Source organism: Serratia sp. BNK-17 (genome assembly GCF_048684935.1).
GTDB classification, from domain to species: domain Bacteria; phylum Pseudomonadota; class Gammaproteobacteria; order Enterobacterales; family Enterobacteriaceae; genus Serratia; species Serratia nematodiphila.
In genome coordinates, this window is record NZ_JBLQTR010000001.1 from 2,725,831 (window position 1) to 2,751,927 (window position 26,097).

General features: G+C 59.8%; 32 protein-coding genes. 15 read left to right on the forward strand and 17 right to left on the reverse strand.

Annotated elements, in window-relative coordinates:
• Positions 1-34: 34 nt before the first annotated feature.
• The 4 genes from proW to ACMGF7_RS12880 form a co-directional block, all read right to left on the reverse strand.
• Entirely contained in the window at positions 35-1,141 is a 1,107-nt protein-coding gene (proW, locus tag ACMGF7_RS12865) for a glycine betaine/L-proline ABC transporter permease ProW (RefSeq protein ID WP_004928897.1), read from the reverse strand.
• A complete protein-coding gene (proV, locus tag ACMGF7_RS12870) occupies positions 1,134-2,336 on the reverse strand; it encodes a glycine betaine/L-proline ABC transporter ATP-binding protein ProV (protein ID WP_004928900.1) in 1,203 nt (400 codons plus the stop codon). The genes proW and proV overlap by 8 nt, the downstream gene beginning before the upstream one ends.
• A 406-nt stretch (positions 2,337-2,742) precedes the next feature.
• On the reverse strand, positions 2,743-3,429 hold the full coding sequence (locus ACMGF7_RS12875; protein ID WP_004928904.1) for a response regulator: 687 nt from the start codon (positions 3,427-3,429) through the stop codon (positions 2,743-2,745).
• Between the two features lie 32 nt (positions 3,430-3,461).
• A complete protein-coding gene (locus tag ACMGF7_RS12880; RefSeq protein ID WP_049242317.1) occupies positions 3,462-5,054 on the reverse strand; it encodes an ATP-binding protein in 1,593 nt (530 codons plus the stop codon).
• A gap of 326 nt (positions 5,055-5,380) precedes the next feature.
• On the opposite strand from ACMGF7_RS12880, the gene ACMGF7_RS12885 reads away from it, so the two are divergent.
• Positions 5,381-6,736, forward strand: coding sequence for a 2-hydroxycarboxylate transporter family protein (locus ACMGF7_RS12885; protein WP_049242314.1), 1,356 nt, complete (start codon positions 5,381-5,383; stop codon positions 6,734-6,736).
• A 96-nt stretch (positions 6,737-6,832) separates the two neighbouring features.
• Here ACMGF7_RS12885 and ACMGF7_RS12890 read toward each other — a convergent pair whose 3' ends face one another.
• Entirely contained in the window at positions 6,833-7,804 is a 972-nt protein-coding gene (locus ACMGF7_RS12890) for a patatin-like phospholipase family protein (protein WP_049242312.1), read from the reverse strand.
• A 206-nt stretch (positions 7,805-8,010) separates the two neighbouring features.
• On the opposite strand from ACMGF7_RS12890, the gene ACMGF7_RS12895 reads away from it, so the two are divergent.
• The 5 genes from ACMGF7_RS12895 (at position 8,011) to ACMGF7_RS12915 (ending at position 10,760) form a co-directional block, all read left to right on the forward strand.
• Positions 8,011-8,955 carry an MBL fold metallo-hydrolase gene (locus ACMGF7_RS12895; RefSeq protein WP_049242309.1) on the forward strand — a complete coding sequence of 315 codons (945 nt, stop codon included), beginning with the start codon at positions 8,011-8,013 and terminating at the stop codon, positions 8,953-8,955.
• A gap of 153 nt (positions 8,956-9,108) precedes the next feature.
• Positions 9,109-9,849 carry an SDR family oxidoreductase gene (locus tag ACMGF7_RS12900; RefSeq protein WP_420286452.1) on the forward strand — a complete coding sequence of 247 codons (741 nt, stop codon included), beginning with the start codon at positions 9,109-9,111 and terminating at the stop codon, positions 9,847-9,849.
• 64 nt (positions 9,850-9,913) lie between these two features.
• Positions 9,914-10,108, forward strand: coding sequence for a DUF1289 domain-containing protein (locus ACMGF7_RS12905; protein WP_075201911.1), 195 nt, complete (start codon positions 9,914-9,916; stop codon positions 10,106-10,108).
• Positions 10,109-10,185: 77 nt separating this feature from the next.
• The gene (locus ACMGF7_RS12910) at positions 10,186-10,473 is read left to right on the forward strand and encodes a CopG family ribbon-helix-helix protein (RefSeq protein WP_033632276.1); all 288 of its coding nucleotides are present in this window, start codon (positions 10,186-10,188) and stop codon (positions 10,471-10,473) included.
• A complete protein-coding gene (locus ACMGF7_RS12915) occupies positions 10,473-10,760 on the forward strand; it encodes a type II toxin-antitoxin system RelE/ParE family toxin (RefSeq protein WP_033632277.1) in 288 nt (95 codons plus the stop codon). The genes ACMGF7_RS12910 and ACMGF7_RS12915 overlap by 1 nt, the downstream gene beginning before the upstream one ends.
• 43 nt (positions 10,761-10,803) lie before the next feature.
• Here ACMGF7_RS12915 and nrdF read toward each other — a convergent pair whose 3' ends face one another.
• The 5 genes from nrdF to ACMGF7_RS12940 form a co-directional block, all read right to left on the reverse strand.
• A complete protein-coding gene (gene nrdF, locus ACMGF7_RS12920) occupies positions 10,804-11,775 on the reverse strand; it encodes a class 1b ribonucleoside-diphosphate reductase subunit beta (protein WP_004928917.1) in 972 nt (323 codons plus the stop codon).
• A gap of 8 nt (positions 11,776-11,783) precedes the next feature.
• Entirely contained in the window at positions 11,784-13,928 is a 2,145-nt protein-coding gene (gene nrdE / locus ACMGF7_RS12925; RefSeq protein WP_015378866.1) for a class 1b ribonucleoside-diphosphate reductase subunit alpha, read from the reverse strand.
• Positions 13,910-14,314 carry a class Ib ribonucleoside-diphosphate reductase assembly flavoprotein NrdI gene (gene nrdI, locus ACMGF7_RS12930; RefSeq protein WP_004928930.1) on the reverse strand — a complete coding sequence of 135 codons (405 nt, stop codon included), beginning with the start codon at positions 14,312-14,314 and terminating at the stop codon, positions 13,910-13,912. Before nrdI ends, nrdE begins: the two co-directional genes overlap by 19 nt.
• Positions 14,315-14,323: 9 nt before the next feature.
• Positions 14,324-14,554, reverse strand: coding sequence for a glutaredoxin-like protein NrdH (gene nrdH / locus ACMGF7_RS12935; protein WP_004928934.1), 231 nt, complete (start codon positions 14,552-14,554; stop codon positions 14,324-14,326).
• A 273-nt stretch (positions 14,555-14,827) separates the two neighbouring features.
• A complete protein-coding gene (locus ACMGF7_RS12940) occupies positions 14,828-15,259 on the reverse strand; it encodes a carboxymuconolactone decarboxylase family protein (protein ID WP_049242302.1) in 432 nt (143 codons plus the stop codon).
• Positions 15,260-15,354: 95 nt separating this feature from the next.
• On the opposite strand from ACMGF7_RS12940, the gene ACMGF7_RS12945 reads away from it, so the two are divergent.
• Complete coding sequence (locus ACMGF7_RS12945; RefSeq protein WP_049242300.1) at positions 15,355-16,785, forward strand: PLP-dependent aminotransferase family protein; 1,431 nt, start codon at positions 15,355-15,357, stop codon at positions 16,783-16,785.
• Between the two features lie 61 nt (positions 16,786-16,846).
• Here the strand turns inward: ACMGF7_RS12945 and ACMGF7_RS12950 are convergent, their stop codons facing one another.
• On the reverse strand, positions 16,847-17,155 hold the full coding sequence (locus ACMGF7_RS12950; RefSeq protein ID WP_004928950.1) for a DUF883 family protein: 309 nt from the start codon (positions 17,153-17,155) through the stop codon (positions 16,847-16,849).
• Between the two features lie 229 nt (positions 17,156-17,384).
• Between ACMGF7_RS12950 and asr the strand changes: the two genes are divergently transcribed.
• Positions 17,385-17,735, forward strand: a complete 351-nt coding sequence (gene asr, locus ACMGF7_RS12955) for an acid resistance repetitive basic protein Asr (RefSeq protein WP_004928953.1) — start codon at positions 17,385-17,387, stop codon at positions 17,733-17,735.
• Between the two features lie 195 nt (positions 17,736-17,930).
• Here the strand turns inward: asr and ACMGF7_RS12960 are convergent, their stop codons facing one another.
• Both ACMGF7_RS12960 and ACMGF7_RS12965 read right to left on the reverse strand, forming a co-directional pair.
• On the reverse strand, positions 17,931-18,311 hold the full coding sequence (locus tag ACMGF7_RS12960; RefSeq protein ID WP_164095200.1) for a DUF4440 domain-containing protein: 381 nt from the start codon (positions 18,309-18,311) through the stop codon (positions 17,931-17,933).
• On the reverse strand, positions 18,308-19,690 hold the full coding sequence (locus ACMGF7_RS12965; protein ID WP_274864683.1) for an MFS transporter: 1,383 nt from the start codon (positions 19,688-19,690) through the stop codon (positions 18,308-18,310). The genes ACMGF7_RS12960 and ACMGF7_RS12965 overlap by 4 nt, the downstream gene beginning before the upstream one ends.
• A gap of 105 nt (positions 19,691-19,795) precedes the next feature.
• Here ACMGF7_RS12965 and ACMGF7_RS12970 point away from each other — a divergent pair, with 105 nt between their 5' ends.
• From ACMGF7_RS12970 to ACMGF7_RS12980, 3 genes are all read left to right on the forward strand, one after another.
• Positions 19,796-20,692, forward strand: a complete 897-nt coding sequence (locus ACMGF7_RS12970) for a LysR family transcriptional regulator (RefSeq protein WP_049242294.1) — start codon at positions 19,796-19,798, stop codon at positions 20,690-20,692.
• 98 nt (positions 20,693-20,790) lie between these two features.
• Positions 20,791-21,963, forward strand: a complete 1,173-nt coding sequence (locus ACMGF7_RS12975; RefSeq protein WP_049242291.1) for an MFS transporter — start codon at positions 20,791-20,793, stop codon at positions 21,961-21,963.
• A 102-nt stretch (positions 21,964-22,065) separates the two neighbouring features.
• Positions 22,066-22,404: a DUF2002 family protein gene (locus tag ACMGF7_RS12980; RefSeq protein WP_038872785.1), complete on the forward strand. Its 339-nt coding sequence runs from the start codon at positions 22,066-22,068 to the stop codon at positions 22,402-22,404.
• Between the two features lie 26 nt (positions 22,405-22,430).
• On the opposite strand, the gene ACMGF7_RS12985 is transcribed toward ACMGF7_RS12980, so the two are convergent.
• Together ACMGF7_RS12985 and ACMGF7_RS12990 are read right to left on the reverse strand one after the other, a co-directional pair.
• Complete coding sequence (locus ACMGF7_RS12985; RefSeq protein ID WP_025303978.1) at positions 22,431-22,877, reverse strand: DUF1198 family protein; 447 nt, start codon at positions 22,875-22,877, stop codon at positions 22,431-22,433.
• Positions 22,878-22,941: 64 nt separating this feature from the next.
• Positions 22,942-23,277, reverse strand: a complete 336-nt coding sequence (locus tag ACMGF7_RS12990) for an MbeD/MobD family mobilization/exclusion protein (protein WP_004928976.1) — start codon at positions 23,275-23,277, stop codon at positions 22,942-22,944.
• Positions 23,278-23,461: 184 nt separating this feature from the next.
• Between ACMGF7_RS12990 and smrA the strand changes: the two genes are divergently transcribed.
• Complete coding sequence (gene smrA, locus ACMGF7_RS12995; RefSeq protein ID WP_015378857.1) at positions 23,462-24,034, forward strand: DNA endonuclease SmrA; 573 nt, start codon at positions 23,462-23,464, stop codon at positions 24,032-24,034.
• Positions 24,035-24,084: 50 nt separating this feature from the next.
• On the opposite strand, the gene ACMGF7_RS13000 is transcribed toward smrA, so the two are convergent.
• Positions 24,085-24,498, reverse strand: a complete 414-nt coding sequence (locus tag ACMGF7_RS13000) for a DoxX family protein (RefSeq protein ID WP_004928980.1) — start codon at positions 24,496-24,498, stop codon at positions 24,085-24,087.
• A 192-nt stretch (positions 24,499-24,690) separates the two neighbouring features.
• On the opposite strand from ACMGF7_RS13000, the gene ACMGF7_RS13005 reads away from it, so the two are divergent.
• Complete coding sequence (locus ACMGF7_RS13005) at positions 24,691-24,933, forward strand: (4Fe-4S)-binding protein (RefSeq protein ID WP_004928981.1); 243 nt, start codon at positions 24,691-24,693, stop codon at positions 24,931-24,933.
• On the forward strand, positions 24,923-25,201 hold the full coding sequence (locus ACMGF7_RS13010; protein ID WP_004928983.1) for a GNAT family N-acetyltransferase: 279 nt from the start codon (positions 24,923-24,925) through the stop codon (positions 25,199-25,201). The genes ACMGF7_RS13005 and ACMGF7_RS13010 overlap by 11 nt, the downstream gene beginning before the upstream one ends.
• A 34-nt stretch (positions 25,202-25,235) precedes the next feature.
• On the opposite strand, the gene ACMGF7_RS13015 is transcribed toward ACMGF7_RS13010, so the two are convergent.
• Positions 25,236-25,418, reverse strand: coding sequence for a YodC family protein (locus ACMGF7_RS13015; RefSeq protein WP_015378856.1), 183 nt, complete (start codon positions 25,416-25,418; stop codon positions 25,236-25,238).
• A gap of 120 nt (positions 25,419-25,538) precedes the next feature.
• Here ACMGF7_RS13015 and ACMGF7_RS13020 point away from each other — a divergent pair, with 120 nt between their 5' ends.
• Positions 25,539-26,054, forward strand: a complete 516-nt coding sequence (locus ACMGF7_RS13020; RefSeq protein ID WP_048325138.1) for a DUF1543 domain-containing protein — start codon at positions 25,539-25,541, stop codon at positions 26,052-26,054.
• Positions 26,055-26,097 lie beyond the last annotated feature (43 nt).

The window sequence follows — 26,097 nt, forward strand, 5'->3', positions numbered from 1 at the left end:
CCCGCCGGGGCCGCAGCCGCCGGCGGGAAAAGCGTCAGGCTTGCTTGATGAACGGGCGAGTCAGTAACCCGATGGGGCCGCGGCGATACCAGCGACCGATGCCTTTACTGCGGCGATCGCGCCCTAGCGATTGGGTGAGGCGATCGAGAATGATCGCCAGGATCACGATGCCGACCCCGCCGACGGCGGCCAGGCCCATGTCCAGCCGACCGATGCCGCGCAGCACCATCTGTCCCAGGCCGCCGACGGCGATCATCGAGGCGATGACCACCATCGACAGCGCCAACATCAGCGTCTGGTTAACGCCGGCCATGATGGTCGGCATCGCCAGCGGCAGCTGCACCTTGAACAGCAGCTGGCGCGGGCTGGCGCCAAAGGATTCGGCGGCCTCGATCAGATCCTCCGGCACCTGCTTGATGCCGAGAATGGTCAGACGCACGATCGGCGGCAGCGCGAAGATGATGGTTACCACCACGCCCGGCACGTTGCCGATGCCGAACAGCATGACGATCGGCACCAGATAGACGAAGGCCGGAGTGGTTTGCATGGCGTCGAGCAGCGGCCTAATCACCTTGGCGGCATGCTTGCTGCGCGCCAGCCAGATGCCGAGCGGCAGGCCGATAAGGATGCAGAAGAACAGCGCGGTCAGCACCAGCGCCAGCGTGACCATCGCCTGCGACCAGGCGCCGATGGCACCGATGGCGATCAGGGAGAGCAGCGTCGCGGCGCCCATGCCGAGGCCCGAGACCTGCCAGGCGAGCAGCGAGAACACCAGAATAGCGATCGGCGCCGGCATGCCCAGCAGCAGTTGTTGGAAGCCGCTCAGGATCATGTCCACCGGCACGCGGATGCCCTGGAACAGCGGGCGGAAGTGCAGCACCAGCCAGTCGATGCCTTGCGTGACCCAGGTGTCGAACGGCACCCAGGCTTTGTGGAACGGATCGAGCAGGCTGAAGTGCTCCGGCTGCGCCGGGGCGCCGCTGAGCCAATCGGCGCTTTGCCCGGCGGCGTCATGTGCGGCCGGCGGCGGCGCGCTGGACCAGGCGTCACCGGCGTTGGCGGCGGCATCGCTGGCAGGTGCGGCTCCGGTATCGGCCGGTGCGGTAGCCCAGGGATCTTGGGTTTGCGTGGTATCACTCATTGGTTGAGCCCTCCTTGTCCAACGCCTGCAGCAGCATGGCCTTGGAGATGATGCCGAGATAGTTATGTTCTTCGCCCACCACCGGCACCGCGCACGGCGCCTGGGCGACCAGGGAAATCAGATCGCTGAGCGGCGTGTCGGCCGGCACGGCGGCGGGGGCCTCGAGCAGGGCATCGTCCAGCGTTTGATTGGCGGACAGCGCTTTTTTCAACGACTCTATCGACACCACGCCGATAAATTTCTTCCCGCGTTCAACAACATAACCATAATCACGGTCCTCATCGCGCAGCAGCTGCAGCGCCGAGCGGGGGCCAAAACCGGGGGTTTTGCGGATCAGCGTCACCGGGCGCCGTTGGGCGATATCCTTGGCGCTGAATACATGACTGATGTCCACGCCGCGGAAGAAGGTGCGCACATAGTCGTTGGCCGGGTTGTTCAGGATCTCGTCCGGCGTGCCGACCTGGATCACCTCACCGCCCTGCATGATGGCGATGCGATCGCCAATGCGCATCGCTTCGTCCAGATCGTGGGAAATAAACACGATGGTGCGCTGATGCTGAGCCTGTAATTTCACCAGCTCATCCTGCATTTCGGTACGAATTAACGGATCGAGCGCCGAGAAGGCTTCGTCCATCAATAATATATCCGGGTTATTGGCCAGGGCGCGGGCTAATCCCACGCGCTGGCGCATACCGCCGGATAATTCATCCGGATAAGACAGCGCATAATTCTCCAGCCCGACCTGACGCAGTGCATCCAGCGCTTTTTCCTGGCGCTCCTGCAGCGGTATGCCGGCTAATTCCATACCGAAAGCGGTGTTATTCAGCACATTCATGTGCGGCATTAGCGCGAATGACTGGAATACCATGCTGATCTTATTTCGCCGCACGGTGCGCAGTGCGGTGTCAGATATTTTGGCGATGTCCTCACCGTCGATCAGCACCTGACCGCGAGTGGGTTCTATCAGACGATTGAGAAGGCGTACCAGGGTGGACTTGCCGGAACCGGAGAGCCCCATGATGACAAATATCTCGCCTTCTTCAATGGCCAGAGTGGCGTCTTTTACGCCGAGCGATAAGCCGGTTTTTTCAAACAGCCGATCTTTTGTCAGACCTTTATCCAGCAGTTTGAATGCGCGTTCCGGGTGTTCGCCAAATATCTTATACAGGTTCTTTACTTCGAGTTTAATTGCCATGCAATTTGCTGTTTCCTCTGGTTTAATTAACGCGTTATGGGCTGTCCTTAGCAAAATAAAAGAGCTTTTTACCCTAACACAGTGAATATCTGAGACAACCCTCAATGTCATTTAAATGGGATATTAGTGGTTTACATCAAGGTTTTAATTAGTTATGGTAATTTGGCCCGTGACTCAAAATTGACGGCCATTATTCGGCATAATGGTTTGGTTTTTTGGAAAATAATACGGTGTGGCGCAGAGAGATATTTTGGCGCCGCGCCTGCCGTTCGGATAATAAAAAACCCGACCAGAGGCCGGGCAAAAGTCATCAGTATTTCATCAGTTTTAACGACAGGTGCCGATATCGAGGGGGATATCGTCGGGCGTCATGTTATCGCCTGAGTATGACAGCCAGATGGCAGCCTCAGGCCTTGCGATACAGCCGCCGCGGATGGCCTATATTGCCGTACAGCATCTCCACCCGCACGAACTGGGTGGCGACGCAATATTCCAGATACCGGCGGGCGGTGGTCTTGCTGATGCCGACTTGCTCAACCACGTCTTCCACCGCATGCGCCACCGCCGGCTGGGCGATAAACAGCGCCTGCACCAGCTCCAGCGTGTTGGTTTCGATGCCTTTGGCGCTCGGCTCGCTGGAGAACTGTTTCGACTGCAGGTTATACAGCGCATCGACGTTGTCCTGATCGATGATCTTGAAGGTGCGCTGGGTCTGCACGAACTGCATGAAGCGTTCGAGCGAATTGCGCAGCCGCTTGTAGGACACCGGTTTGATGATGTAATCGAAGGCGCCGTTGCGGATCGCCTGGCTGCAGGTATGCATGTCGCTGGCGGCGGTGATGAAGATCACCGAACAGGCGGGATTCTTCACCGCCGGTTCTTCCATCAGCTCGATGCCCTGGCCGTCCGGCAGGAAGTTATCCAGCAGGATTAGCCGAGGCTGATGCTCGTTGGCTTTGGCCCGCGCTTCGGCCAGCGTGGCGGCGTAAGCCACCACCCGCAGGTTGAAATTTTTCTCGATGAACTCCGCGTGCAGCGTCGCCAGTTGCGGCTCGTCTTCCACGATCAGAACGTCCAGTGCTAGGTGTGACATAATCGGGTGCTCAAAAAATCGGGTTATGGGTTTTATTTAGGGATAAATATAGAGAATATCGCGCCGTGCGGCTCGTTGTCCGACACTTCTATGCTGCCGTGCGCCTGCGCCACATGGCTGGCGACCAGATGCAGGCCAATGCCGTGGTCGCTTTTATCCGCTTTGGTGGTGACGCCCTGTTCAAACAGCGTATCACGAATCTCCTCGGCGATGCCGGTGCCGCGATCCGCCACCTCGATCACCAGCTCGTCGCTGCCATCGCTGATATAGAGTTCGATCGCGTCGTGCGGAGTCGGGCAGTGCAGCGTCGCTTCCACCGCATTATCCAGCAGGTTGCCGACGATCGACATCAGTTCGGTCTCATTCAGCGCCGCCGGGATTTGCCGCAGTTGGCAGGCCGGATCGAAGCGCAGCTCGATGCCTTTTTCTCTGGCGCTGGAATATTTGCCCAGCAGCAGGCCGCACAGCGCCGCCGAACTGAAGCGCTGCGAGATGAAATCGAGGATCTCCTGCGCGCCCTCGGATTGGGCTTCCACATAGCGGATGGCCTCGTCGTAGCGCTGCATATGCAACAGACCGGCCAACGTGGCGGTCCAGTTCAGCTGCTCGTGGCGCATGATGCGCAGGTTGTCGGCATAGCGTTTCACCTGGCTGAGCTGGCTGCTCAGGGTATTGATGTCGTTTTTGTCGCGGAAGCTGATCACCCAGCCTTGCAGCTCCTGCTCCTGCATGATGCGCACCCGGCTGGCGATCACCCGAACGTGGTTGAAGCGGCACACCTCGTCGTGCGTATCCTGGCCCAGTTGCGCGGCGGCGAAGAAGTCCGGCTGCGCCTGGATCACGTCGCCGATCGGCCGGCCCAGCAAACTGGCGGCGGGCTGGTGCAGATCCAATAGCTCGCGCGCCGCATGGTTGATGGTGATGATCCGCAGCTGTGGATCGATGGCGATCACGCCCTCATAAATGGCTTCCAGCAGCGCTTTTTGCTGGCGCACCAGCAGCGCGATCTCTTTCGGCTCCAGCCAGAACATCTGGCGCTTGAGGTTTTTCGACAGCAGCCAGGAAAAGACGAACAGGGCGATCAGCAGCAGGACGATGGAGCCGATAATTTGCGTCAACGTCCTGGCATTTAAATTATCTATGTGCGATTTCAAATAGCCGACGGAAACGATGCCGATCACGTGATTATTTTCATCCAGGATCGGCGCCTTGCTGCGCAATGAAACGCCAATGCCGCCCTTGCGAATGGAAATAATGCTTTTCCCTTCCAGCACCTCTTTATTATCGCCGCCGATCATCGGCGTACCCAGGCGGCCTTCGTATTCGGAATGATAAAGATGGCGGGCGTGATTATCGCCGATGACGATATAACTGGCGTCACTGCTGGCGCGGATTTTTTTCATCAGCGCGGCAATTCTGGCGGCGTCGTGTTTTTCCACTGCGTCCACCAGCGAAGGAATGAGGGCGATTTCCCGCGCCTGCACCTGGGCGCGGGCGCCGAGATCGCGGTGCAGCTGCGCATCCAACTGGTAATAGGTGTAGGCGCCGATACAGGTCAGCAGCAGGCAGGAGAAGGCCACCAGGCACAGAAACAGCTTGATTTGAAATGAGAGTTTGAGGCGCATGGCGGAGCTTCACCGTAAAGAGATCCTGAAGCCTTACCCTATCACGAGAAGCGGGGTCTGTAATATTGCGCCCGATCAACTTGTGATCCCTCACACGGGATTAGAGTGAACCGGACGAGAATTGTTCGCCTGCGATAAAATTGATAAGCTTTAAAATAAAAACGGTATTAACACCATTAAAACCACGTCGATTTTTACATAATCTTAATTAACCCCATAGAAACCATAACCACCATTAAAAACCCTTTTTAACTTTGAACATAATCACAGCAGATAATCTGTGCGCTTCTCTATGATGGCTGAACAAACTAATAAGAGGCCAGATTATGAGCACAACAGATGATTCTTACCTCGTAGCCAAAGACAAGACCGCCGATATTCCTCTGCGTGAGAAATGGTGGCGGATACTGGACAATTATAAAGTAGGGATTATTCCGTTACCGTTCTTTATTCTGGCCGGCGTATTGATTCTGCTCGACTGCCTGGAAGGCAAATTGCCGAGCGATATCGTGGTGATGGTGGCCACCCTGGCGTTCTTCGGTTTCGCCTGCGGCGAATTCGGCAAACGCCTGCCGTTGATCGGCAAAATGGGCGCGGCGGCGATCTGCGCCACCTTTATTCCTTCCGCGCTGGTGCACTATGGCCTGTTGCCGGACGTGGTGGTGGAATCGACCACCAAGTTCTACAAATCGACCAACATTCTTTATCTCTACATTTGCTGCATCATCGTCGGCAGCATCATGAGCATGAACCGCCAGGTGCTGATCCAGGGTTTCCTGCGCATCTTCATTCCGATGCTGTGCGGCGAGATCGTCGGCATGCTGGTGGGGATGGGCGTCGGCATGGCGCTGGGCCTGGATCCGTTCCAGATCTTCTTCTTCCTGATCTTGCCTATCATGGCCGGCGGCGTAGGTGAAGGGGCGATCCCGCTGTCGATGGGCTACGCGGCGATCCTGCACATGGAGCAGGGCGTGGCGTTGGGGCGCATTCTGCCGATCGTGATGCTCGGCAGCCTGACCGCCATCGTCATCGCCGGCCTGCTCAACCAACTGGGCAAGCGTTATCCGCACCTGACCGGCGAAGGCAGCCTGATGCCGAGTAAGCAGGGCGACAGCAACATGAACGCGGTGGAAAAAATCAGTGGCAAGGTGGACGTCAGCACCATCGCCTGCGGCGCGTTGCTGGCCATTCTGCTGTATATGGTGGGCATGCTGCTGCACCGCCTGATCGGCCTGCCGGCGCCGGTGGGCATGCTGTTCGCCGCCGTAGCGGTGAAGCTGGCGCATGGGGTGTCGCCGCGCATTCAGGAAGGTTCGCAGGTGGTGTACAAATTCTTCCGCACCGCCGTGACTTATCCGATCCTGTTCGCGGTCGGGGTGGCCATCACGCCGTGGCAGGAGTTGGTGGATGCGTTCACCGTCCAGAATCTGATCGTGATCGTCACGACCGTCAGCGCGCTGGTGGCGACCGGTTTCTTCGTTGGCAAGAAAATTGGCATGCACCCTATCGACGTGGCGATCGTCTCCTGTTGCCAGAGCGGGCAGGGCGGCACCGGCGACGTCGCGATCCTCACCGCCGGCAACCGCATGTCGCTGATGCCGTTCGCCCAGATCGCAACCCGTATCGGCGGCGCTATCAACGTCTCGCTGTCGCTGCTGGTGTTGGCCAAGTTCTTCGTATAACTCCTATAAATCCTTAGCGTTACTTTGCCTTTCCCCGCCCCCGCGGGGATTTTTTTGCCCGCGCGCCGGCCGGCCGCGCAGGCGGGAAAACGCCGGTTACGCCGCCTGTTTCATGGCGGCGTCATACCAGGCGAAGTAGCGCTCTACGCCGCGACGGCCGGATTCGATCAGCGCGCGTTTTTTCTCCTCGCTGATGCCGAACTCCAGCGTGCCGACGTCGAGCGTGTCGACATACACGGTGCGCTTCCAGTCATCGCTGTCCAGATGCACCTTGGTTTGGATGTCCAGCATCACGTTGGCCACCGCCAGGGTGAAATCAAACAGGTTGTTGACCGGCGTGCGCGGGCCGGCCTGACCGGCGGCCTGAGCGATTTCACTGGCGGAGTCCAGGCGAATGCCCAGCGTGCGGGTGTTGATGCGCTGGCTAGCGTTGTCGATGTAAGGCGGCGTGGCGGAGAAGTCATAGTCGAACAGCCGCACCGGGTAGTTGTCGATCATGCCACCGTCGATGCACAGGTCGCCCAGGGTATTGTTCTTCGCTACGAAGGCGAACGGGAACGACATCGAAATGCGCAGGCCGTCCGCCACTTTCATGCGCGGCGTGGTGCGGTGAGAATAGACCTCGCGCTGACCGCTGTTGAGGTTGGCGCCGATAAAGTAAATCGACTTGAACCCTTTCGCCGCTTTCATCGCTTCGAACTGCTCGAAGGTAATATCCGGGTTGCCGGTATATTGCTTGATAATATCGCGCGACCATTGATAGAAATAATCGCCGGGCGCGATGCCGTATTGATTGAACAGGCGATAGGCGTCCTGGATCGTGCCGAAAAAGCCGCCGTTATAATCGAGGAATTTTTTAAAATCCATCGCCGACAGAATTTTGGTGACGTCCGCCGAGCTGCAGCCCAGGCCGACCAGCAGTGCGGCGATGGCGCCCGCCGAGGCGCCGGAGGTTTGCTTGATCTGCGGCATGATGCCTTTGGCTTCCAGCAGTTCCAGCGCGCCGCCATAGGCGATGCCTTTTACGCCGCCGCCTTCAAAGACCAGGTTTTCGAATTGATAGCTCATGTTATTTCCTTACTCGTGGTTTAGGGAGTAAGGAAAATAACCAAGTGGCGAACGAGAAAATATTGATTGGGGTTGTGTGGGGCGGCAAACAAAATTATTCACAATAAATATATTATTTATATATTTATCAAAGGCATTTATTAAACAGGCGCATCGGGCTTTTTGCGTCAATACTTAGCGCTGTTCAATTCTCGCAAGGAGTCATCATGTTCTGGAAACGTTGTTTGCTGGGCGCGGCGCTGGCCGTTATGTCATTACAGGCCGGCGCCGCCGCGCCGCAGGCCAAAACCCCGACGCCGGGATTCTACCGCATCATGCTGGGCAGTTTTGAAGTGACCGCGTTGTCCGATGGCATCATTCGCCTGCCGGCGGACAAGCTGTTGCTGAACAGCACGCCGCAGCAGATCGCCGCCGGGGTAGCCGAGCAGCATCAAAGCCTGCCGGTGGTCACCTCGGTCAATGCCTATCTGATCAACACCGGCGACAAGCTGGTGATGATCGACAGCGGCGCCGGCCAACTGCTGGGCGACGGCCTGGGCAAGCTGGTGGATAACCTGCGCGCGGCGGGCTACCAGCCGGAGCAGGTGGATGAAATCTACCTGACCCACATGCACCCGGATCACCTCGGCGGCCTGACGCACGACGGCAAGGCGGCATTCCCCAATGCGGTGGTGCGCGCCGCCAGCCAGGACGCGGACTTCTGGCTGAGCGCGGACCAACTGAAACAGGCCAAAGCAGAGAGTAAAAGCAACTTCGAACGGGCCCAGGCGGCGATCAAGCCGTATCAGGCGGCCGGCCACTTTAAGCCGTTCAGCGGCGACGGTGAGCTTTCCCCGGGCATTGCCGCCTTTGCTGCCCACGGCCATACGCCGGGGCATAGCGTGTATCAGGTGACCAGCCAGGGCCAGAAGCTGTTGCTGCTGGGGGATCTGATCCACGTGGCGGCGGTGCAGATGCCGCATCCGAAGGTGGCTATCAGCTTTGATAATGACGCCAAGGCGGCGGTCGCTCAGCGGCTGCGGATATTTGGCGACAGCGCGCGGCAGAGCGAGCTGGTGGGGGGCGCACACCTGTCGTTCCCGGGGTTGGGGTATTTGAACCGCCAGGGCGACGGTTACACCTGGGTGCCGCTGAATTACGGCGCGCTGTAACGGAGATGGCCGCCCGTTGGGCGGCCATCGTAAGCGCCTTGGGGACATTGTTCGAAAATTTGGGATTATGATGCCAGAGAATCGGGGCTGATTCGCCGTGATAAACAGTGCATGATTAACGTCATGCCTGTCGTTTTCTTTAAGGAGCTCCCGATGAACCAGAAAACTCACTCCGTCGCCATCGTCACCGGCGCATCCCGCGGCATCGGCGCGGCCATCGCCGAGCGTCTGGCCGCCGATGGCTTTACCGTCATCATCAACTATTCAGGCAATCCGGCACTGGCCGATGAGCTGGTGCGCAAGATAGAACAGCGCGGCGGCCGCGCCTTGAGCGTCAAGGCCGACGTCAGCGATGCGTCTGCGGTCGCCCGGCTGTTCGACAGCGCAGAACAGGCGTTTGGCGGCGTCGACGTGCTGGTCAATAACGCCGGGGTGATCGCGCTGGCGCCGATAGCGGACATGAAGGATGAAGACGTGGATCGCCTGCTCGACATCAACCTGAAAGGCAGCTTCAATGCGATGCGCGAGGCGGCGAAGCGCCTGCGCGACAATGGCCGCATCATCAATTTCTCCTCCAGCGTGGTGGGGTTGCTGCAGCCGGGTTACGGCATGTATGCCGCCAGTAAGGCGGCGATCGAAGCGCTGACCAGCGTGCTGGCGAAAGAGCTGCGCGGCCGCAATATCACGGTGAACGCCGTCGCGCCGGGGCCGACCGCCACCGGCTTGTTCCTCGACGGCAAAACCCCGGAGCTTATCGAGCGGCTGGCGAAGATGGCGCCGTTGGAACGCCTGGGTACGCCGGACGATATCGCCGCGGCGGTGGCTTTTCTCGCCGGGGCCGACGGCGGCTGGATCAATGGCCAAACTCTGCGCGCCAACGGCGGCATCATCTGATTGGCGACGCGCCGCCGCCGGATCGGGTATCCTGTGGCGGAACATATCACATCAAGGGCAACGTATGGCGGGCCACACTCAGCAATCCCATCCTGGCGTCAGATCGCCCTGTGTCAGCCTGTGCCGGATCGACGACGAAACCCAGCAGTGCCGCGGATGCCGGCGCACGCGGGCGGAGATCGCCGCCTGGCCGACCGCCAGCGACGCGGAGAAACGCGCTATTTGGCGGCGGCTAGAGTTGCGTCAATGGGTGAAATAATCCTCAGTGTTATTGCGCTGTCAGACTTCGTGTAGCACAATTGAGCTACATGTAACAGACCGACGTTGGGAGCGCTTATGTCTACGACGACCATCCGTATTCCAGATGAGCTTAAAGCCCGCGTGGCCGCCGTCGCCGAGCAGACTGGCGTGACGTCTCACAGCTTTATTTTGCAGGCAATAACGGAGAAAACGCAGCAAGAAGAGTTGCGCCGCGACTTTGAGAATGAAGCGGAAAAACGCTATGCCAAGATAATTGCGACGGGAGAGACGGTTTCTTGGAAAGAGATGCGCGGTTATTTGGAAAATTACGCTGCGGGTAACACCGCTGCGGTTAAACCTGCCGTTAAAAAACTGGGGCGCTGATGGCAAATGTCGAGTTGGCGCCAGAGGTCAGGGATGATATCGAACGTATTCTCGCTCATTTGGCTCAGTATGCTGCCGCGGATTCAGGGCGGCGCATTCAGGAAATCATCCAGGCGGTTGCGGTATTGGAACATAATCCATTGATCGGACGGTCCCTTGGCGCAGGGCTGCGTGAATTGATTATTGGGCAGCAAGCTCGCGGTTATTTGGCGCTCTACAAATATATCCCTGATATCGATACGGCATTTGTTCTGGCGATCCGCAGTCAGAAAGAACAAGGGTATTGAATGCACGATACCGGCCTGAAAGACCGGTATCGTTGTCATGTCCTCAGAAATCCCAGTCCTCATCCTCGGTGTTGACCGCCTTGCCGATGACGTAGGACGACCCTGAGCCGGAGAAGAAATCGTGGTTTTCATCGGCGTTCGGCGACAGCGCCGACAGGATCGCCGGGTTGACCTCCGCCATCGCCGGTGGGAACAGCGCTTCATACCCGAGGTTCATCAGCGCCTTGTTGGCGTTGTAGTGCAGGAAGGTCTTCACGTCTTCCGTCCAGCCGACGCCGTCGTACAGCTCCTCGGTGTAACGCACCTCGTTGTCGTACAGATCCTGCAGCAGATCGAAGGCGAAGTTTTTCACCTGCTGGCGCCGCGCGGCGTCCACCTTCTCCAGCCCTTTCTGGAACTTATAGCCGATATAGTAGCCGTGCACCGCTTCGTCGCGAATGATCAGGCGGATCAGATCGGCGGTGTTGGTCAGCTTGGCGCGGCTGGACCAGTACATCGGCAGGTAAAAGCCCGAATAGAACAGGAACGACTCGAGGAACACGCTGGCGACTTTTTTCAGCAGCGGATCGTCGCTGCGGTAGTGCGCCAGAATGATGCCGGCTTTCTTCTGCAGCGCGCGGTTTTCCTCGCTCCAGCGATAGGCGTCATCCACGTCCGGCGTTTGGCACAGGGTGGAGAAGATTGAGCTGTAAGAGCGGGCGTGCACCGCCTCCATAAAACTGATGTTGGAGTACACCGCCTCTTCGTGCGGCGTCAGCGCATCGGCGATCAGGGCCGGCGCGCCGACGGTGTTCTGGATGGTGTCCAGCAGCGTCAGCCCGGTGAACACCCGAATGGTCAGCTGCTGCTCCTTCGGCGTCAGCGTGGCCCAGGAGGGGATATCGTTGGACAGCGGCACCTTCTCCGGCAGCCAGAAGTTGGAGGTCAGGCGGTTCCACACCTCCAGATCCTTGTCGTCTTCGATGATGTTCCAGTTGATGGCGCGCACCAGCGGCGCCGATGTTACGGTCGTCATAAGTTGCCTCACAGCGAGCAGGACACGCAGCCCTGCACCTCGGTGCCTTCCAGCGCCATCTGGCGCAGGCGGATGTAGTAAATGGTCTTGATGCCTTTGCGCCAGGCGTAGATCTGCGCGCGGTTGATGTCGCGGGTAGTGGCGGTATCGCGGAAGAACAACGTCAGCGACAGCCCCTGATCGACGTGTTGCGTGGCGGCGGCATAGGTATCGATGATTTTCTCCGGGCCAATCTCGTAGGCATCCTGGTAATACGCCAGGTTGTCGTTGGTCATGTAAGGCGCCGGGTAGTAAACGCGGCCGATCTTGCCTTCCTTGCGGATCTCGATGCGCGAAACGATCGGATGAATGCTGGAGGTGGCGTTGTTGATGTACGAGATGGAGCCGGTCGGCGGCACCGCCTGCAGGTTCTGGTTGTACAGCCCGTGCATCATCACCGACTGGCGCAGCGCGCGCCACTCGTCGCGCCCCGGAATGGCGATACCGGCGGCGGCGAACAGTTCGCGCACCCGCTCGGTCTGCGGCAGCCAGTCGCGCTCGGTGTATTTGTCAAAGTACTCGCCGCTGGCATAGCGAGAGTGCTCAAAGCCGTCAAAGGCGCCGCCGCGCTCGATCGCCAGCCGGTTAGAGGCGCGGATGGCGTGATAGGCCACGGTATAGAAATAGAGATTGGTGAAGTCGATGCCTTCTTCCGAGCCGTAGAAGATACGCTCGCGCGCCAGGTAACCGTGCAGGTTCATCTGACCGAGACCGATGGCGCGGGCGCTGCGGTTGCCTTCGGCGATCGACGGCACCGAGCGGATGTCGCTCATGTCGGCCACCGCGGTCAGCGCACGGATCGCGGTCTCGATCGCCTTGCCGAAGTCCGGCGCGTCCATGGTTTTGGCGATGTTCAGCGAGCCGAGGTTGCAGGAGATGTCCTTGCCGATGCGATCGTAGCTCAGATCTTCATGATACGTACTGGCGCGGTTGACCTGCAGGATCTCCGAACACAGGTTGCTCATGTTGATGCGACCGGCGATCGGGTTCTCCCGGTTGACCGTGTCCTCGAACATGACATACGGGTAGCCGGATTCGAACTGGATCTCCGCCAGCACCTGGAAGAATTCACGCGCGTTGATGCGCGACTTGCGGATGCGCTTGTCGTCCACCATCTCGCGGTACTTCTCGCTGACGGCAATCTCCGAAAACGGCACGCCATACACCCGTTCGACGTCGTAGGGCGAGAACAGGTACATCTCCTCGTTGTTCTTCGCCAACTCAAAGGTGATATCCGGGATCACCACCCCCAGCGACAGCGTTTTGATGCGGATCTTCTCGTCGGCGTTTTCCCGCTTGGTGTCGAGAAAACGCAGGATATCCGGGTGATGGGCGTTGAGATACACCGCGCCGGCTCCCTGGCGTGCGCCGAGCTGGTTGGCGTAGGAGAAGGCATCTTCGAGCATTTTCATGATCGGAATGACGCCGGAAGACTGGTTCTCGATGCGCTTGATCGGCGCGCCCACTTCGCGAATATTACTCAGCAGGAAGGCCACGCCGCCGCCGCGTTTCGACAGCTGCAGCGCGGAGTTCACCGCCCGGCCGATCGATTCCATATTGTCTTCGATGCGCAGCAGGAAGCAGGAGACCAGTTCGCCGCGCTGGCGTTTGCCGCAGTTGAGGAAGGTCGGCGTGGCCGGCTGGAAGCGGCCCGAAATCATCTCCTCCACCAGATCCTGCGCCAGGGCGGTATCGCCCGCCGCCAGCGTCATCGCCACCATGCACACCCGATCTTCGTAGCGTTCCAGATAGCGCTTGCCGTCGAAGGTTTTGAGCGTATAGCTGGTGTAGTACTTGAAGGCGCCGAGGAAGGTCTCGAAGCGGAATTTTTTGGCGTAGGCCTGCTGGAACAGCTGCTTGATAAACGGGAACTCGTACTGCGCCAGCACCTGCGGCTCGTAGTAGCCTTCTTCCACCAGATAGCGCAGCTTTTCCTCCAGGTTATGGAAGAACACGGTGTTTTGGTTGACGTGCTGCAGGAAGTAGTGCCGCGCCGCCAGCCGATCCTTGTCGAACTGGATCCGGCCTTCCGCATCGTAAAGATTGAGCATCGCGTTGAGCGAATGGTAATCCAGCGCGCCCGTCTCGGGCCTGGTCAGTTCTGTCGTTGCCAAAATGCGGTTACTCCCTGTCTAACGTTTTCAACGTCTTGCGTAGTGCCGAGCAGCTCGAAGCGGTACAAGAAAGGCACCTGGCATTTTTTGGCGATGATGTCGCCGGCGATGCCGTACGCTGCGCCGAAGTTGGTGTTCCCGGCGGCGATGACGCCGCGCAGGTATGAACGGTTTTGCGGAACGTTGAGAAAGCGGATCACCTGGATCGGCACCGCGCCGACGGCGCTGCCGCCGCCATAGCTGGGCACGATCAAGATATAGGGTTGTTCCATCAGCAATTTGCTGCGGGCGCCGGCGATCGGAATGCGGATCGCCGGCAGGCCCAGTTTCTCAACGAATCGGTGGGTGTTCTCCGAACTGCTGGAGAAATAGACCAGCGGATTCATCGTCGAGCCTCAGCAGGTGAGCGCCAGCGCGCCGATTTTGTCCGGCCGGAAACCGGACCAGTGATCGTCACCGGCGATAATCACCGGAACCTGCTGATAACCTAATGATTTAACGTGGTTCAGCGCCTGCTGATCCTGGGTGAGATCGATCACCTGATAATCAATCCCCTGCTTATCAAATGCGCGATAGGTGGCGTTGCACTGGACACAGTCCGGCTTACTGTAAATAATAATGCTCATGATTCGCATTTACCTTTAGACTGAAGGAAAGGCGGACAAGTCAGATAACGGAGCATCGTTCCTGGCGTTTCTGACGGCGTTATCAACCGAACGACATTCCCTGCGGCTGACCTATAAAATACTATATGTTGATATTTGTTTTATCAACCACGCTATATATGGTGTTTTGTGGGGTTGGGTGCGCAGACCGCGTCGGAGCTGGGAAGACGAGGGGAAAATTTTTTTGCGGATGGGAAATTCCCCCCTCTCAGAGAAGAGGGGGAGGCGAACGCATTATTGGCGCATGCTGACGGCCAGCCGGTTGAAGGCGTTCATGATGCTGATGGCGAAGGTCAGATCGGCGATCTCGGTATCGCTGAAGTGCGCTTTCAGCGCCTCAAAAGCGCTGTCCGGCGCGCCGGTGGCGGCGATCAGCGTCACCGACTCGGCCCATTCCAGCGCGGCGCGTTCGCGCTCGCTGAACTCATGGCTGACGCGCCAGCCCGCCAGCGTATCGAGTTTGGCGTGGCCGAAGCCGCTTTCGCGCAGCGCTTTGCCGTGCATGTCCAGGCAGTAGGCGCAGCCGTTGATCTGCGAAACGCGCATAAACATCAACTCGATGGTCGCTTTGTCCAGAGCGCCTTTCTCCAGCGCCATCAGCGCGCTCACCATATTTTTGTACGGGGCGGGCGCCAGCTCGGCATAGTTCAAACGTTGCTTAATCATGGTCAACCTCAATCGATAGTAACGAAATCATGCCGCTACTTTAGCGGCCTTATGGTCTATGCTATAGAGCCATAAAATGATTATTTAACCGGGCCATGATGCCACCGTTCCTGACTTCATTGCGGCTGGACAGCGGGCTCGCCGAACCGCTGTACCGGCAGATTTATCTGCGAATCAAAGACGCCATCGCCCAGGGCAACCTGGCGGCGGGCAGCCGGCTGCCTTCGGTGCGTGGGTTGGCGAGCGATCTTGGCGTGGCGCGCGCCACGGTGGAAAGCGCCTACGCGCAGCTGATCGCCGAAGGTTTTTTGCGGAGCCGGGGGCAGGCGGGCACCTATGTCTCGTCGCAGTTGCCGCCCATGCAGGGGGCGGCGTCCGCTGCACCGCCGCTGCCGGCGGTGGCGCCCGATCCGCTGCAGCCGCAGGGCATGCTGCAGCCTTTCCAACTGGGCGTGCCGGCGCTGGATGCGTTTCCACGTGCGCTGTGGCAGCGCATTGTCGCCCGCCAGCTGCGCGGTTCTACGGTGGCTTCCCTGGCGCTGCCGCCGGCCGGCGGCCTGCCTGAACTGCGTGAGGCGATCGCCCATTATCTGCATTTGTCGCGCGGCATCAGCTGCCAGCCGGAGCAGATTTTCCTCTGCGCCGGCTACCCGGCGCTGTTGGACTGGGTGGTGGAGACGTTGTTGCACGCCGGTGACGCGGTATGGATTGAAGATCCCGGTTATCCGGTTACGCGCCCGCTGCTGCGGGCCGCCGGCGTGAGGCCGGTCGCCGTGCCGGTGGATGAACAGGGCATGGACGTGGCCGCCGGGATCCTGACTGAGCCCGAGGCGCGGCTGGCGGTGGTCACGCCGACTCATCAGAGCCCGCTCGGCGTCTCGCTCAGCCTGGCGCGGCGGATGGCGCTGCTCGACTGGGCGCAGCAGCGCGGGGCCTGGATCCTCGAGGATGACTACGACAGCGAGTTTCGCTATCACGGGCGGCCGCTGCCGCCGCTGAAAAGCCTCGACGTTCAGGGGCGGGTGCTGTACGCCGGCACTTTCAGCAAAACGCTGTTCCCGGCGCTGCGCATGGCTTATTTGGTGGTGCCCGCCGGTCTGACGGCGGCATTCGCGCGCAGCAGCCGGCTGCGCGGCTGCGGCTGCCCACCGTTGCTGCAGGCAAGCGTGGCGGATTTTATCCGGCAAGGGCATTTCTACCGCCACCTGAAACGCATGCGGCCGCTGTACCGCCAGCGGCGCGAGTGGTTGACGCAGGCGCTGGAACGGCAGCTGGGGGCCTGGCTGACGGTGGTGCCGCAGCAGGGCGGCATTCAGCTGTTGGCTCGGCTGCATCACGGGCTGGCGGATGCGCCGTTGGCGGCGCAAGCGTGGCGGCAGGGGCTGGCGGCGCAGGCGTTGTCGGATTGGCAAATCGATCATCCGGCGGGGCAAGGGTTACTGTTGGGATTCGCCAATTTCAGCCGGCGAGAGGAGACGGAGCGGGCGGTGCAGGGGTTGGCGCAGCTGTTTAAACACGCAAATTAAACGGCCCGCGATTTCCGCGGGCCAGACGCACATCTGTTTTATCTTTATGACTGCAGGGGTGTTAACGCCGGGCCAGCAGCACGCCGAGCACGATGCCGACGGCGGCACCGATCCCTACGCCCTGCCAAGGTTTGTCACGCACATAGCTGTCGGCTTGATCGACCGCGTCGCGCGCATGCTGTGTCAGACTGGTGGAGCCATTGAACCGCGCCCGGGCGTCGCGCAGCACGCCTTTCGCCTTGCTGTGCAGCTCTTTCAGTTCCTCTTTGGTCTTGTCACCGGACTCGCGCAACACTTCATCCAGCGTATCTGCCAACAGAGTGACGTCCTGATCGATATCGCGTTCTGTTCTTTCCGCTTTCTTAAACATTCAGCTCTCCATTTCGACACATGTCTTTCAAGTGTAGACCATGCCGAGATTTGCGTGGCCGATCACGGAAAAAAACCGCCGTCACGCAGGTGTTTGCCGGCGCCTGGGCTTTGTACATTTGGTTACTCGGCGAAACCAATCACTCACGGAAGCGGCGGTTTGATTCCACTAGTATCTGTTTCAACGGCTCCACCGGGGCTTACCGAAACAACACTCTGAGGATTTAAAGATGAAAAAAGTATTAGCGCTGATCGTTGCTGCCACTATGGGTCTGTCTTCTGTTGCTTTCGCTGCTGATACTGCAGCTACTGCTCCGGCTACCACCACCGCGCCAGCTGCGACCACCACTACCGCTGCGCCAGCGGCTGCTGCTGAAAAAGCGCCAGCTAAAGCAACGCACCACAAGAAAGCCAAGCACCACAAAAAAGCGCCAGCCCAGAAAGCTCAGGCCGCTAAAAAGCACCACAAAAAAGCGCCAGCTCAGAAAGCCCAGGCCGCTAAAAAACACCACAAAAAAGCGCCAGTGCAGAAAGCTCAGGCCGCTAAAAAACACCACAAAAAAGCCGGTAAAAAAGCGTAATTAAGTGATGTTTGCGGAACCGAAAGGTTCCGCACGCTCCAGTCCGTACTCCAGACACCCGGTTCTTCCGGGTGTCTTCTTTTGAGACGACGCACGATGATCAATCGCTATCTGTTTGAAGTCATTTTCAGCGCGGTAACTCTGTGCGGGGTGATCGTCGGCTGGGAACTGTTTTTGGCCGGCAGCTTTTTGTGATCATTGCGCCGCGGCGGTTTCATGCAAATGCCGCCAGCCGAGCGCGTTGCGCTGGCGTTCAAACACCACCGTGGAGTAGCGCAGCGTAGCGCTTTGTCCCGGCAGACTCTGTTTTTCCCGGTAGCTGACTACCGCGCCCGTCGGCCATTCGGCCACCAGTTTCATCTCTTCTATCTCGATTTCCAGTCCCGGTTTGGCGGCGCGATGCGCGCGGAAAAAAGCGCACAGCGCGGTGAAATCCAGCGGGGCGCCGTTCAGCGCGATCATGCTGAAATCCGGCGTAAAGCGCGCCAGCAGCGCCTGCTCTTCTTCGGCCCCTTTGCCCAGCCAGCGTTCAATGGCGATGTGGGCGTCGATCACTTCGGTAAAATACGGGTTCATAAAGCATCCTGTTGAGCGTTGAGTTGGCGCACGATGGCGCGGTTGGCGAGGCGCAGGCACAGCAGCAGCGGGATAAGTACGCTGGCGCCCGCCAGAATGAAGCAGGTGCGGTAAGCCGCCGCGGGCGGCAACACGGCCAGCAGCAGATTCAGCAGCAGGCTGAACAGCGCCACGCCGAGGCAAAAACTGAGCTGGCGGTTGATATTCCACAGCGCGCTGGCGTCCGCCAGCTGAGCGTCGGGGATCTGCAGGAACGCGCTGCTCTGCGCGGTGCTGCTGCACAGGCTGCCGCCGAACCCCATCAGGGCGAAGGCGGCGATCTGCAGCGCGTGCTGCCCGGCCTGATCGATCTGCGCCAGCGTCAGCATGCCGGCGCCTTGCAGCAGGCAGCCGGCGATCAGCAGCGGCCGCGGGCCGAGGCGGTTAAAGGTTTTGCCGGTCAGCGTGATGGCCAGGAACGATGCCAGCGCCCAGGGCAGCATCAGGCCGCCAACCTGTGCGGCGGGCATCCCCAGCTGGTTTTGCAGATACAGCATTGCCACCAGGCTGACGCCGATGAACAGGCCGGGAATGCACAAATAAACCGTCATGGCGTTGCGCAGCAGCGGATCGCCGACCAGCCGCAGGTTCAGCAGCGGCTGCGGGGTGCGCAGGCTATGGCGCAAATAATAGGCCAGCACCAGCAGACCGGCGGCCAGCAGCGCCGCGCCGGAAGCCTGATGGCCGGCCTCGCTCAGCCGGGTCAGGCCGAGCAGCAGCAGCGTCAGCGCCGCGCAGCCGCTCAGCAGCCCCGTGGCGTCGAGCGGTTTACGCGCCGCCGTCGGCGCTTCCGCGCGCAGCCACAGCGCCGCCAGCGCCAGGGCCAGAGCCGCCAGCGGCAGGTTGGCGAAAAACACCCAGCGCCAGTCCAACCGATCGACGAGCCAGCCGCCCAGCGCCGGTGACAGCGCCGGCGCCAGCAGCCCGACTAACATGATGGCCGCAGACAGCCCGGCGCGTTCATGGCTGCGATACAGCTGATAGGTCAGCGTCTGGCCGATGGGGATCAGCAAGCCGCCGCCCATGCCCTGCAGGGTGCGCCAGCCGATCAGCGCCCCGACGCTCTCGGCGTTGCCCGCTCCGAGGGTGGCCAGCATGAACAGCGCCAGCGAGAGCAGAAACACCCGCCGCCCGCCGATGCGCTGCGCCAGCCAGGCGCTGAGCGGGATCACCAGCGTCAGGCCGAGAATATAGCCGTTGCTGACCCACGCCAGTTGGCTGACCGATGCTCGCATCGCCTGGCCGATGGCGGGGTAGGCGACGTTGGCGATAAACATATTGATCAAATCGACGAAAAAGCCGAGCAGATAGACGATTGCCACTTTGCTGCGATAAGACATGGTGCCTCCGGTTAAAGGCGAGCAGTGTAGCGGGGGGAAAAGTGCGGATAAATCGGCGGCGGGCGATTACACTGTCAAAATCATTTTGACAATAAGGGCGGCGAAATGCTGAATTTGCAGCGCCTGGCGATCTTCGCGGCGGTGGTGGAGGCGGGCAGCTTTACCGCAGCGGCGGTGGCGCTGGGGCAAACCAAGGCGGTGGTGAGCTTTAACGTCAAGCAGCTGGAGAACGAACTGGGGGTTTCACTGCTGGCGCGCAGCACCCGCCGATTATCGCTGACCGATGCCGGCGAACGCTTCTACCAGCGCAGCCTGCAGTTGTTGCAGGAGGCGGAGAACGTGCTCGACGACGTGCGCCGCGATCATCACGGGCTGAGCGGCGTGCTGCGCATCACCAGCACGCCGGAGTACGGCGCGCAGGTGGTGGCGCCGGCGCTGGCGGCGTTTTCGCGCCAGCATCCGCGCCTGCGCATCCAGCATGTGTCTTCTTCTTATCATGCCGATCTGATCTCGGAGCGCTTCGACGTGGCGATCCGTCTGGGCCAGCTGGCGGATTCCAGCCACCGCGCGGCCTTGATCGACAGCTTCGCCATTTTTCCGGTGGCGGCGCCGGATTATCTGGCCGACCGGCCGATTCATTCGCTGACGGATCTGGCGCAGGCGCAGTGGATCGCCCACAGCCGGCTCAGTTCGCCGCTCAGCTGGCAGGTGGTCACGCCGCAGCGCGAAGCGGTGCTGTTCAAGGTGGCGGACGCTGCGACGCTCACCGGCGACAGCGCCGCCGCATTGCTGGCGTTCGCCCTGCATGGCGCCGGGGTGGCGCTGCTGCCGGCGTGGCTGGCGCAGCCCGAGATCGACGCCGGCAGGCTGCAGCGGTTGCTGCCGGATCACCGTTTCCCCGAGCAGAGCATCTATGCGCTCTACCCGAATACCCGTCATGTGCCGGAGAAGGTGCGGGCGTTTATCGATTTTCTGCGCGTGCGGGTGGCGGCAAACCGTTAGCGAAATAATAATTCGTTATCACTCTCTCATTTATCATCAAATCTCATCGGGGTATGCTGGAGGGCTTCGTCTACCCCGTCCGATGCGAGCCACCTTCGATGACCGCAGAAAATAACTTCCAGCTGAACCGACGCATTCTGTCCGTGGTGATGTTCACCTTCGTCTGCTACCTGACCATCGGCCTGCCGCTGGCGGTGTTGCCGGGGTTTGTGCATGACCACCTGGGCTACAACTCGGTGCTGGCGGGCCTTATCATCAGCGCGCAGTACTTCGCCACGCTGTTCAGCCGCCCGCACGCCGGGCGTTACGCCGATCAGCTGGGGCCGAAGAAGGTGGTGCTGTTCGGCCTGGCCTGCTGCGGCGCCAGCGGCCTGTTTTACGCGCTGGCGTTCGGCGTTGACGGCTGGCCATGGCTCAGCCTGCTGCTGCTGTGCGTGGGGCGGGTGTTTCTCGGCGTCGGCGAAAGCTTCGCCAGCACCGGTTCCACGCTGTGGGGCATCGGCCGGGTCGGGGCGATGCACACCGCACGGGTGATTTCCTGGAACGGCGTCGCCACCTACGGGGCGATGGCGGCCGGCGCGCCGCTCGGCGTGTACCTGAATCAGCAGTGGGGCTTGGCCGGAGTGGCGGCGCTGATCGTGCTGGCGGTCGCGGTGGCGCTGCTGTTGGCGAGCGGCAAGCCGGACGTCTCGATCACCGCCGGGCAACGCATCGCCTTTAGCGCGGTGTTCGGCCGCATCTGGGCCTATGGTCTCGGGCTGGCGATGGGCACCGTCGGCTTCGGCGTCATCGCCACGTTCATCACCCTTTACTACGCCGACAAGGGCTGGAGCGGCGCGGCGTTTTCGCTGACGCTGTTCAGCTGCGCCTTCGTCGGCATCCGCCTGATCTTCAGCAACGTCATCAACCGCCACGGCGGTCTGAAGGTGACGCTGGTGTCGTTTCTGGTCGAGATCGTCGGGCTGCTGTTGATCTGGCAGGCCGGTGAGCCCTGGATGGTGCAAACCGGCGCGTTGCTGGCCGGCGCCGGTTTCTCGCTGGTGTTCCCGGCGCTGGGCGTCGAGGCAGTGAAACAGGTGCCGCCGCAGAATCAGGGCACGGCGCTCGGCACCTATTCGGCGTTCCTCGACCTGGCGCTGGGCATCACCGGCCCGCTGGCCGGGCTGCTGATTGGGCAAGCGGGCGTGCCGTCGATCTATCTGGCGGCGGCGCTGCTGGTGGCGCTCGGGGTGTTGCTCACTCTGCGCCTGCTGCAGCGCAGCCGGCGCTGATTCAGGAATAGTCCGAAACCCGGATTCCTCCCCAGAAAATCATTGTTTCGGTGAATGATTACGGTAAGGTCGCTCAGCGGTCCAGAATGAGAGGAGGAATCGATGTATTTACGGCCGGATGAAGTGGCTAAAGTGTTGGAGAATACCGGCTTTGAGCGTGATTATGTCACCGATCAGGCCTATGGCTACCGCAAGGGTGCACACTACGTGTATGTGAATCGCGAAGCGCGGATGGGCAGAACCGCGTTGGTGATCCACCCGGCGTTGAAAGAGAGAAGCGTGCATTTCGCCACGCCAACCTCCCCGGTGCGCACCAGCGAGCAGTATCTGGAGTTTCCCCTGGATTTAAGCGGCGACGCCCCGAACCTGCGTTACGGCATCGCACACGGCTTCAGCTCGCGCGAAGCGCTGTCGCGCTACCTCTTCAGCATGTTCCTGTAATCGGTCCCCCGCCTTGGGGGACGCGATCAGCCGTGGGCCAACGCTTCGCGGTTGAAACGCTCATTGTAGGCGCGGCGGAACTGCGCCAGTTCAAACGCATCGATATCCAGCTCGGCGAAGTAAAACAGCGCCGCTTCGGTGTGCTCGGCGTGCAGCTCCGGCGATAGCCCGGCGCGCAGCAGCACGTCGCGCCACAGGGCAATCTGTTCGTCGTCCGCCTGTTTGATGAACGTCAGATAGATGAACAGCAGGTAAGCGGCCTGGTGCATCTCTTCGGTGTAGCCGTTGTTCAGCATGCGGATAAAGGTCTGGCTTTGGCGGCCGCCCATTTCCTGGATCATCGATTCGATCAGCATCGGTTTGACCCTCAGCAGATGGGCCAGCGAATCGATGGCTTTGCGGGTGTCGGACGTCAGAATGCGGTAACCGATAATAAATACGACGATCAGGGCGGCGAGGATGATCCAGGTCATTTAGGCTTTATTACACTCTCAATACGCCAGAAGAGGGAGAGGCGCTGTGCGACAGCGCCCGCTATCAATGCTGTTCGCCGCTGAAATTACCGACCGCGCTCTGCTGGCGCAGATGGTGGTTAAAGGTGGCCGCGTCTTTGGCCAACGCGTCGAGATGGGCGCCAAGCATTTTGATCTGCTTCACCAGCGCATGTTGTTCCGGCACCGAACTGGCGGTGCTCAGTTTGCGCGCCAGTTGTTCATTCTGCGCCCGCAGCGCGGCTTCGCGCTGTTTGGCTTCTTCCAGCAGTTGCTGCAGCGCCTGGTAGCTCTGCTGCCATTCGCGGTGTTGCCGTTCGAAGCTGCTCTGCAACTCATTCATCGCATTTTGAAACTGGATTTCCAGCTCGCGCATTGTCATGGGCTCGATCCTTTGCGGCACTCAATGATGGCTTAGCAGTATAGCGAAAACTGTTCGCAAGCTCACCCGTTGACGACAAATGAGACACATGCCGCTGACAATTCCCGGCTTGCAACCGTGGCAAGGCGTCTTACAATCGACCCCATTCCCGGCCGTAAAGGCTGCCGTTCAAGAGAGGTGGAACATGAGCGAGCAGGAAAAAGACTTTTTTGAACAGGCGATGGCGGACGTGGTGCCGCTGGCGAACGGGCGGCAGACGTTGCACCTCCGGCCGCAGGAGACGGTGGACAAAAGCGCGCGGCGCGAAGCACAGCGGCTGCGGCAGGAAAACTTCCTCAGCACCGATTTTCTCGAGGTGATCCCCTGCGAACAGCCGCTGGAGTTCAAAGGGGAAGGCATTCAGCAGGGCGTGCTGGACAAGCTGCGCAACGGGCGTTATCCGCCGCAGGCGTCGCTGAACCTGCTGCGTCAGCCGGTTGAAGCCAGCCGGCAGGCGCTGTTTCGCTTCATCGTGCAGGCGGAGGCGCAAAACCTGCGTTCGCTGCTGATCGTGCATGGCCGTGGGCGGCAGAACGACAGCCATCCGAATATCGTGCGCAGTTACGTCGCCAAATGGCTGGCGCAGTTTGAACAGGTGCAGGCGTTTTGCCGCGCCTTACCGCGCGACGGCGGCGAGGGCGCCTGCTACGTCACGCTGCGTAAATCGGCGCAGGCCAGGGCGGAAAACTTTGAGCGCCACGCCAAGCGCAGCCGTTGAAAGGATTGCCGAAATAAAATGGCCGGCGAATATCGCCGGCCATCGATGAATTATTTATTAAATATTTTATAGTCCAGCGAATAACGGCCGGCGCCGGTCACCGCCAGCAACAGCAAACCACCAATGATGCTGATGTTTTTAAAGAAGTTGATTTCGTTGCCCATCATTTCCATACCGGTCATTTTCCAGAATGGATGGCCGATAAACGCAGTGCCCAAAACATAGAGGGCGAAAATGACCGCGATAGGGCGAGTAAACAGGCCGAGAATAAGCGCGATGCCGAAAATAAACTCCACCACCACGGCAACGATCGCCGCCAAATAAGGCATCGGCGTGCCGTAACCTTCCATCGCCGTGACGGTCGCACCGAAGTTGACCAGTTTCATCCAACCGAAAATGATAAACAGAATCATCAGCAATATGCGGGACAGCAGAATTACGCCGTCTTTTGAGCTATCACCCATTTCGAACTCCTTAGCCACTGTCGGAATTATGTTGTCTTACTGTATAAAGATTAGAACAATTTACGTTTTTTTCTAGCGGCGACGGGCGGTTGCGCCACTTTTTTCGATGGGCGAGACGCGTGGTGAAGCCGGCGGTATTGCCTATACTTGACTCTGGAGCAAAAACAATAAAACAGGCAATGTGAGGCCATGATGGATGAGGAATTGACCGCCGCCGGTTACCGCCGTTATTCCGGTGATAAGATTGACGTTTATTTTAACAGTGCAGTTTGCCGCCATTCCGCCAACTGCGTGCATGGCAACGCGGCTATTTTTACCCTGAATCGCCGCCCGTGGATTATGCCGGACAATGCCGAGCCGGCCGAGGTGAAACGCGTTATCGACAGCTGCCCCAGCGGCGCACTTAAATATAGGGAGAAATCATATGGATCATAAAATCTTGGCAGACGACAAGCGTTTTTATATCAATGATGAGCAAGGCAAGCTGATCGCCGAGATCTCTTTCGTGCCGAGCGGCGACAAGCTGACCATTATCGATCACACCTGGGTGGATGAGTCATTGAAGGGGCAGGGCGTCGGCAAAAAGCTGGTGGCGCTGGTGGTGGAGAAAATGCGCGCTGAGCAGCGTAAAATCATTCCGCTGTGCCCGTTCGCCAAGCATGAGTTTGATACCACGCCAGCCTATCAGGACATTCGCGCCTGAGGCGATAACGGGGCGCGGCGCGCGCCCCGAGCGTTCAGCAGACGCCGAAATCGCCGTCTTCATGGTACAGCGCCACCTCGCTGGCCTGCACCTCCGTGCGCTGCTCTTTACCCAGTTCATTCCAGCTGCAAACCAGGGTTTCGCCGTCGATCGCCACCACGGTCATCTTTGGGCCGCCGGTGGTGCGTTGTACAAAATCACCGATATTGAATGCCATGCGTTCCTCCACAACAGATTAAACCTCACCTATTGATAACACAGAATGGCGCTACCGTTGGCAGATGTTTCGTTATGCATTAAATTATACAGCGATTATCACCAGGGAGAGCAGACTAACATGCCGGGATTATTGATGTTTTATGTGGGCGGTACGGCACCGGGCGCCAATATTGAGTTGCACGACGTGCAGTTCGCGGCGGCGGATCGGCCGGATGAGGCGTATCCGCTGCTGCGCGAAAAGTGGTTCGGCGATAAGCGCAAGGTGCATGTCGACGGTTATGCGCGCATCGACTGGGCGGACGGTTACGACGTGAGCCTGGAGCCTGCGCCGTTCGCCGGTGAAGAGAAGCTGTTTTTCGTTAACGTGGGCGGTTACCGCAGCGATGAGCTGGCGGAACTGCACCAGTTCGGCCTGTTTGTGGCGCGCTCCGCCGACGAGGCGAAAGACAAAGCCAAACGAGTGCTGCTGACCGATAGCGCGCAGCAGCACAAGGATGACCTGGCCGAGGTGGACGACTGCCTGCTGCTGCAGGCGTTGCAGGGTTATCACGTTCATCTGCGGGCCAACCCGCACGGCAAACCGGCCCGGCCGCTGTGGCAGGGGTATCTGCCGATCGGCGAACCCGCGTTATAACACTGCTTCGAACACCAGCAGCAGGTTGAGATCGAGGCGTGTC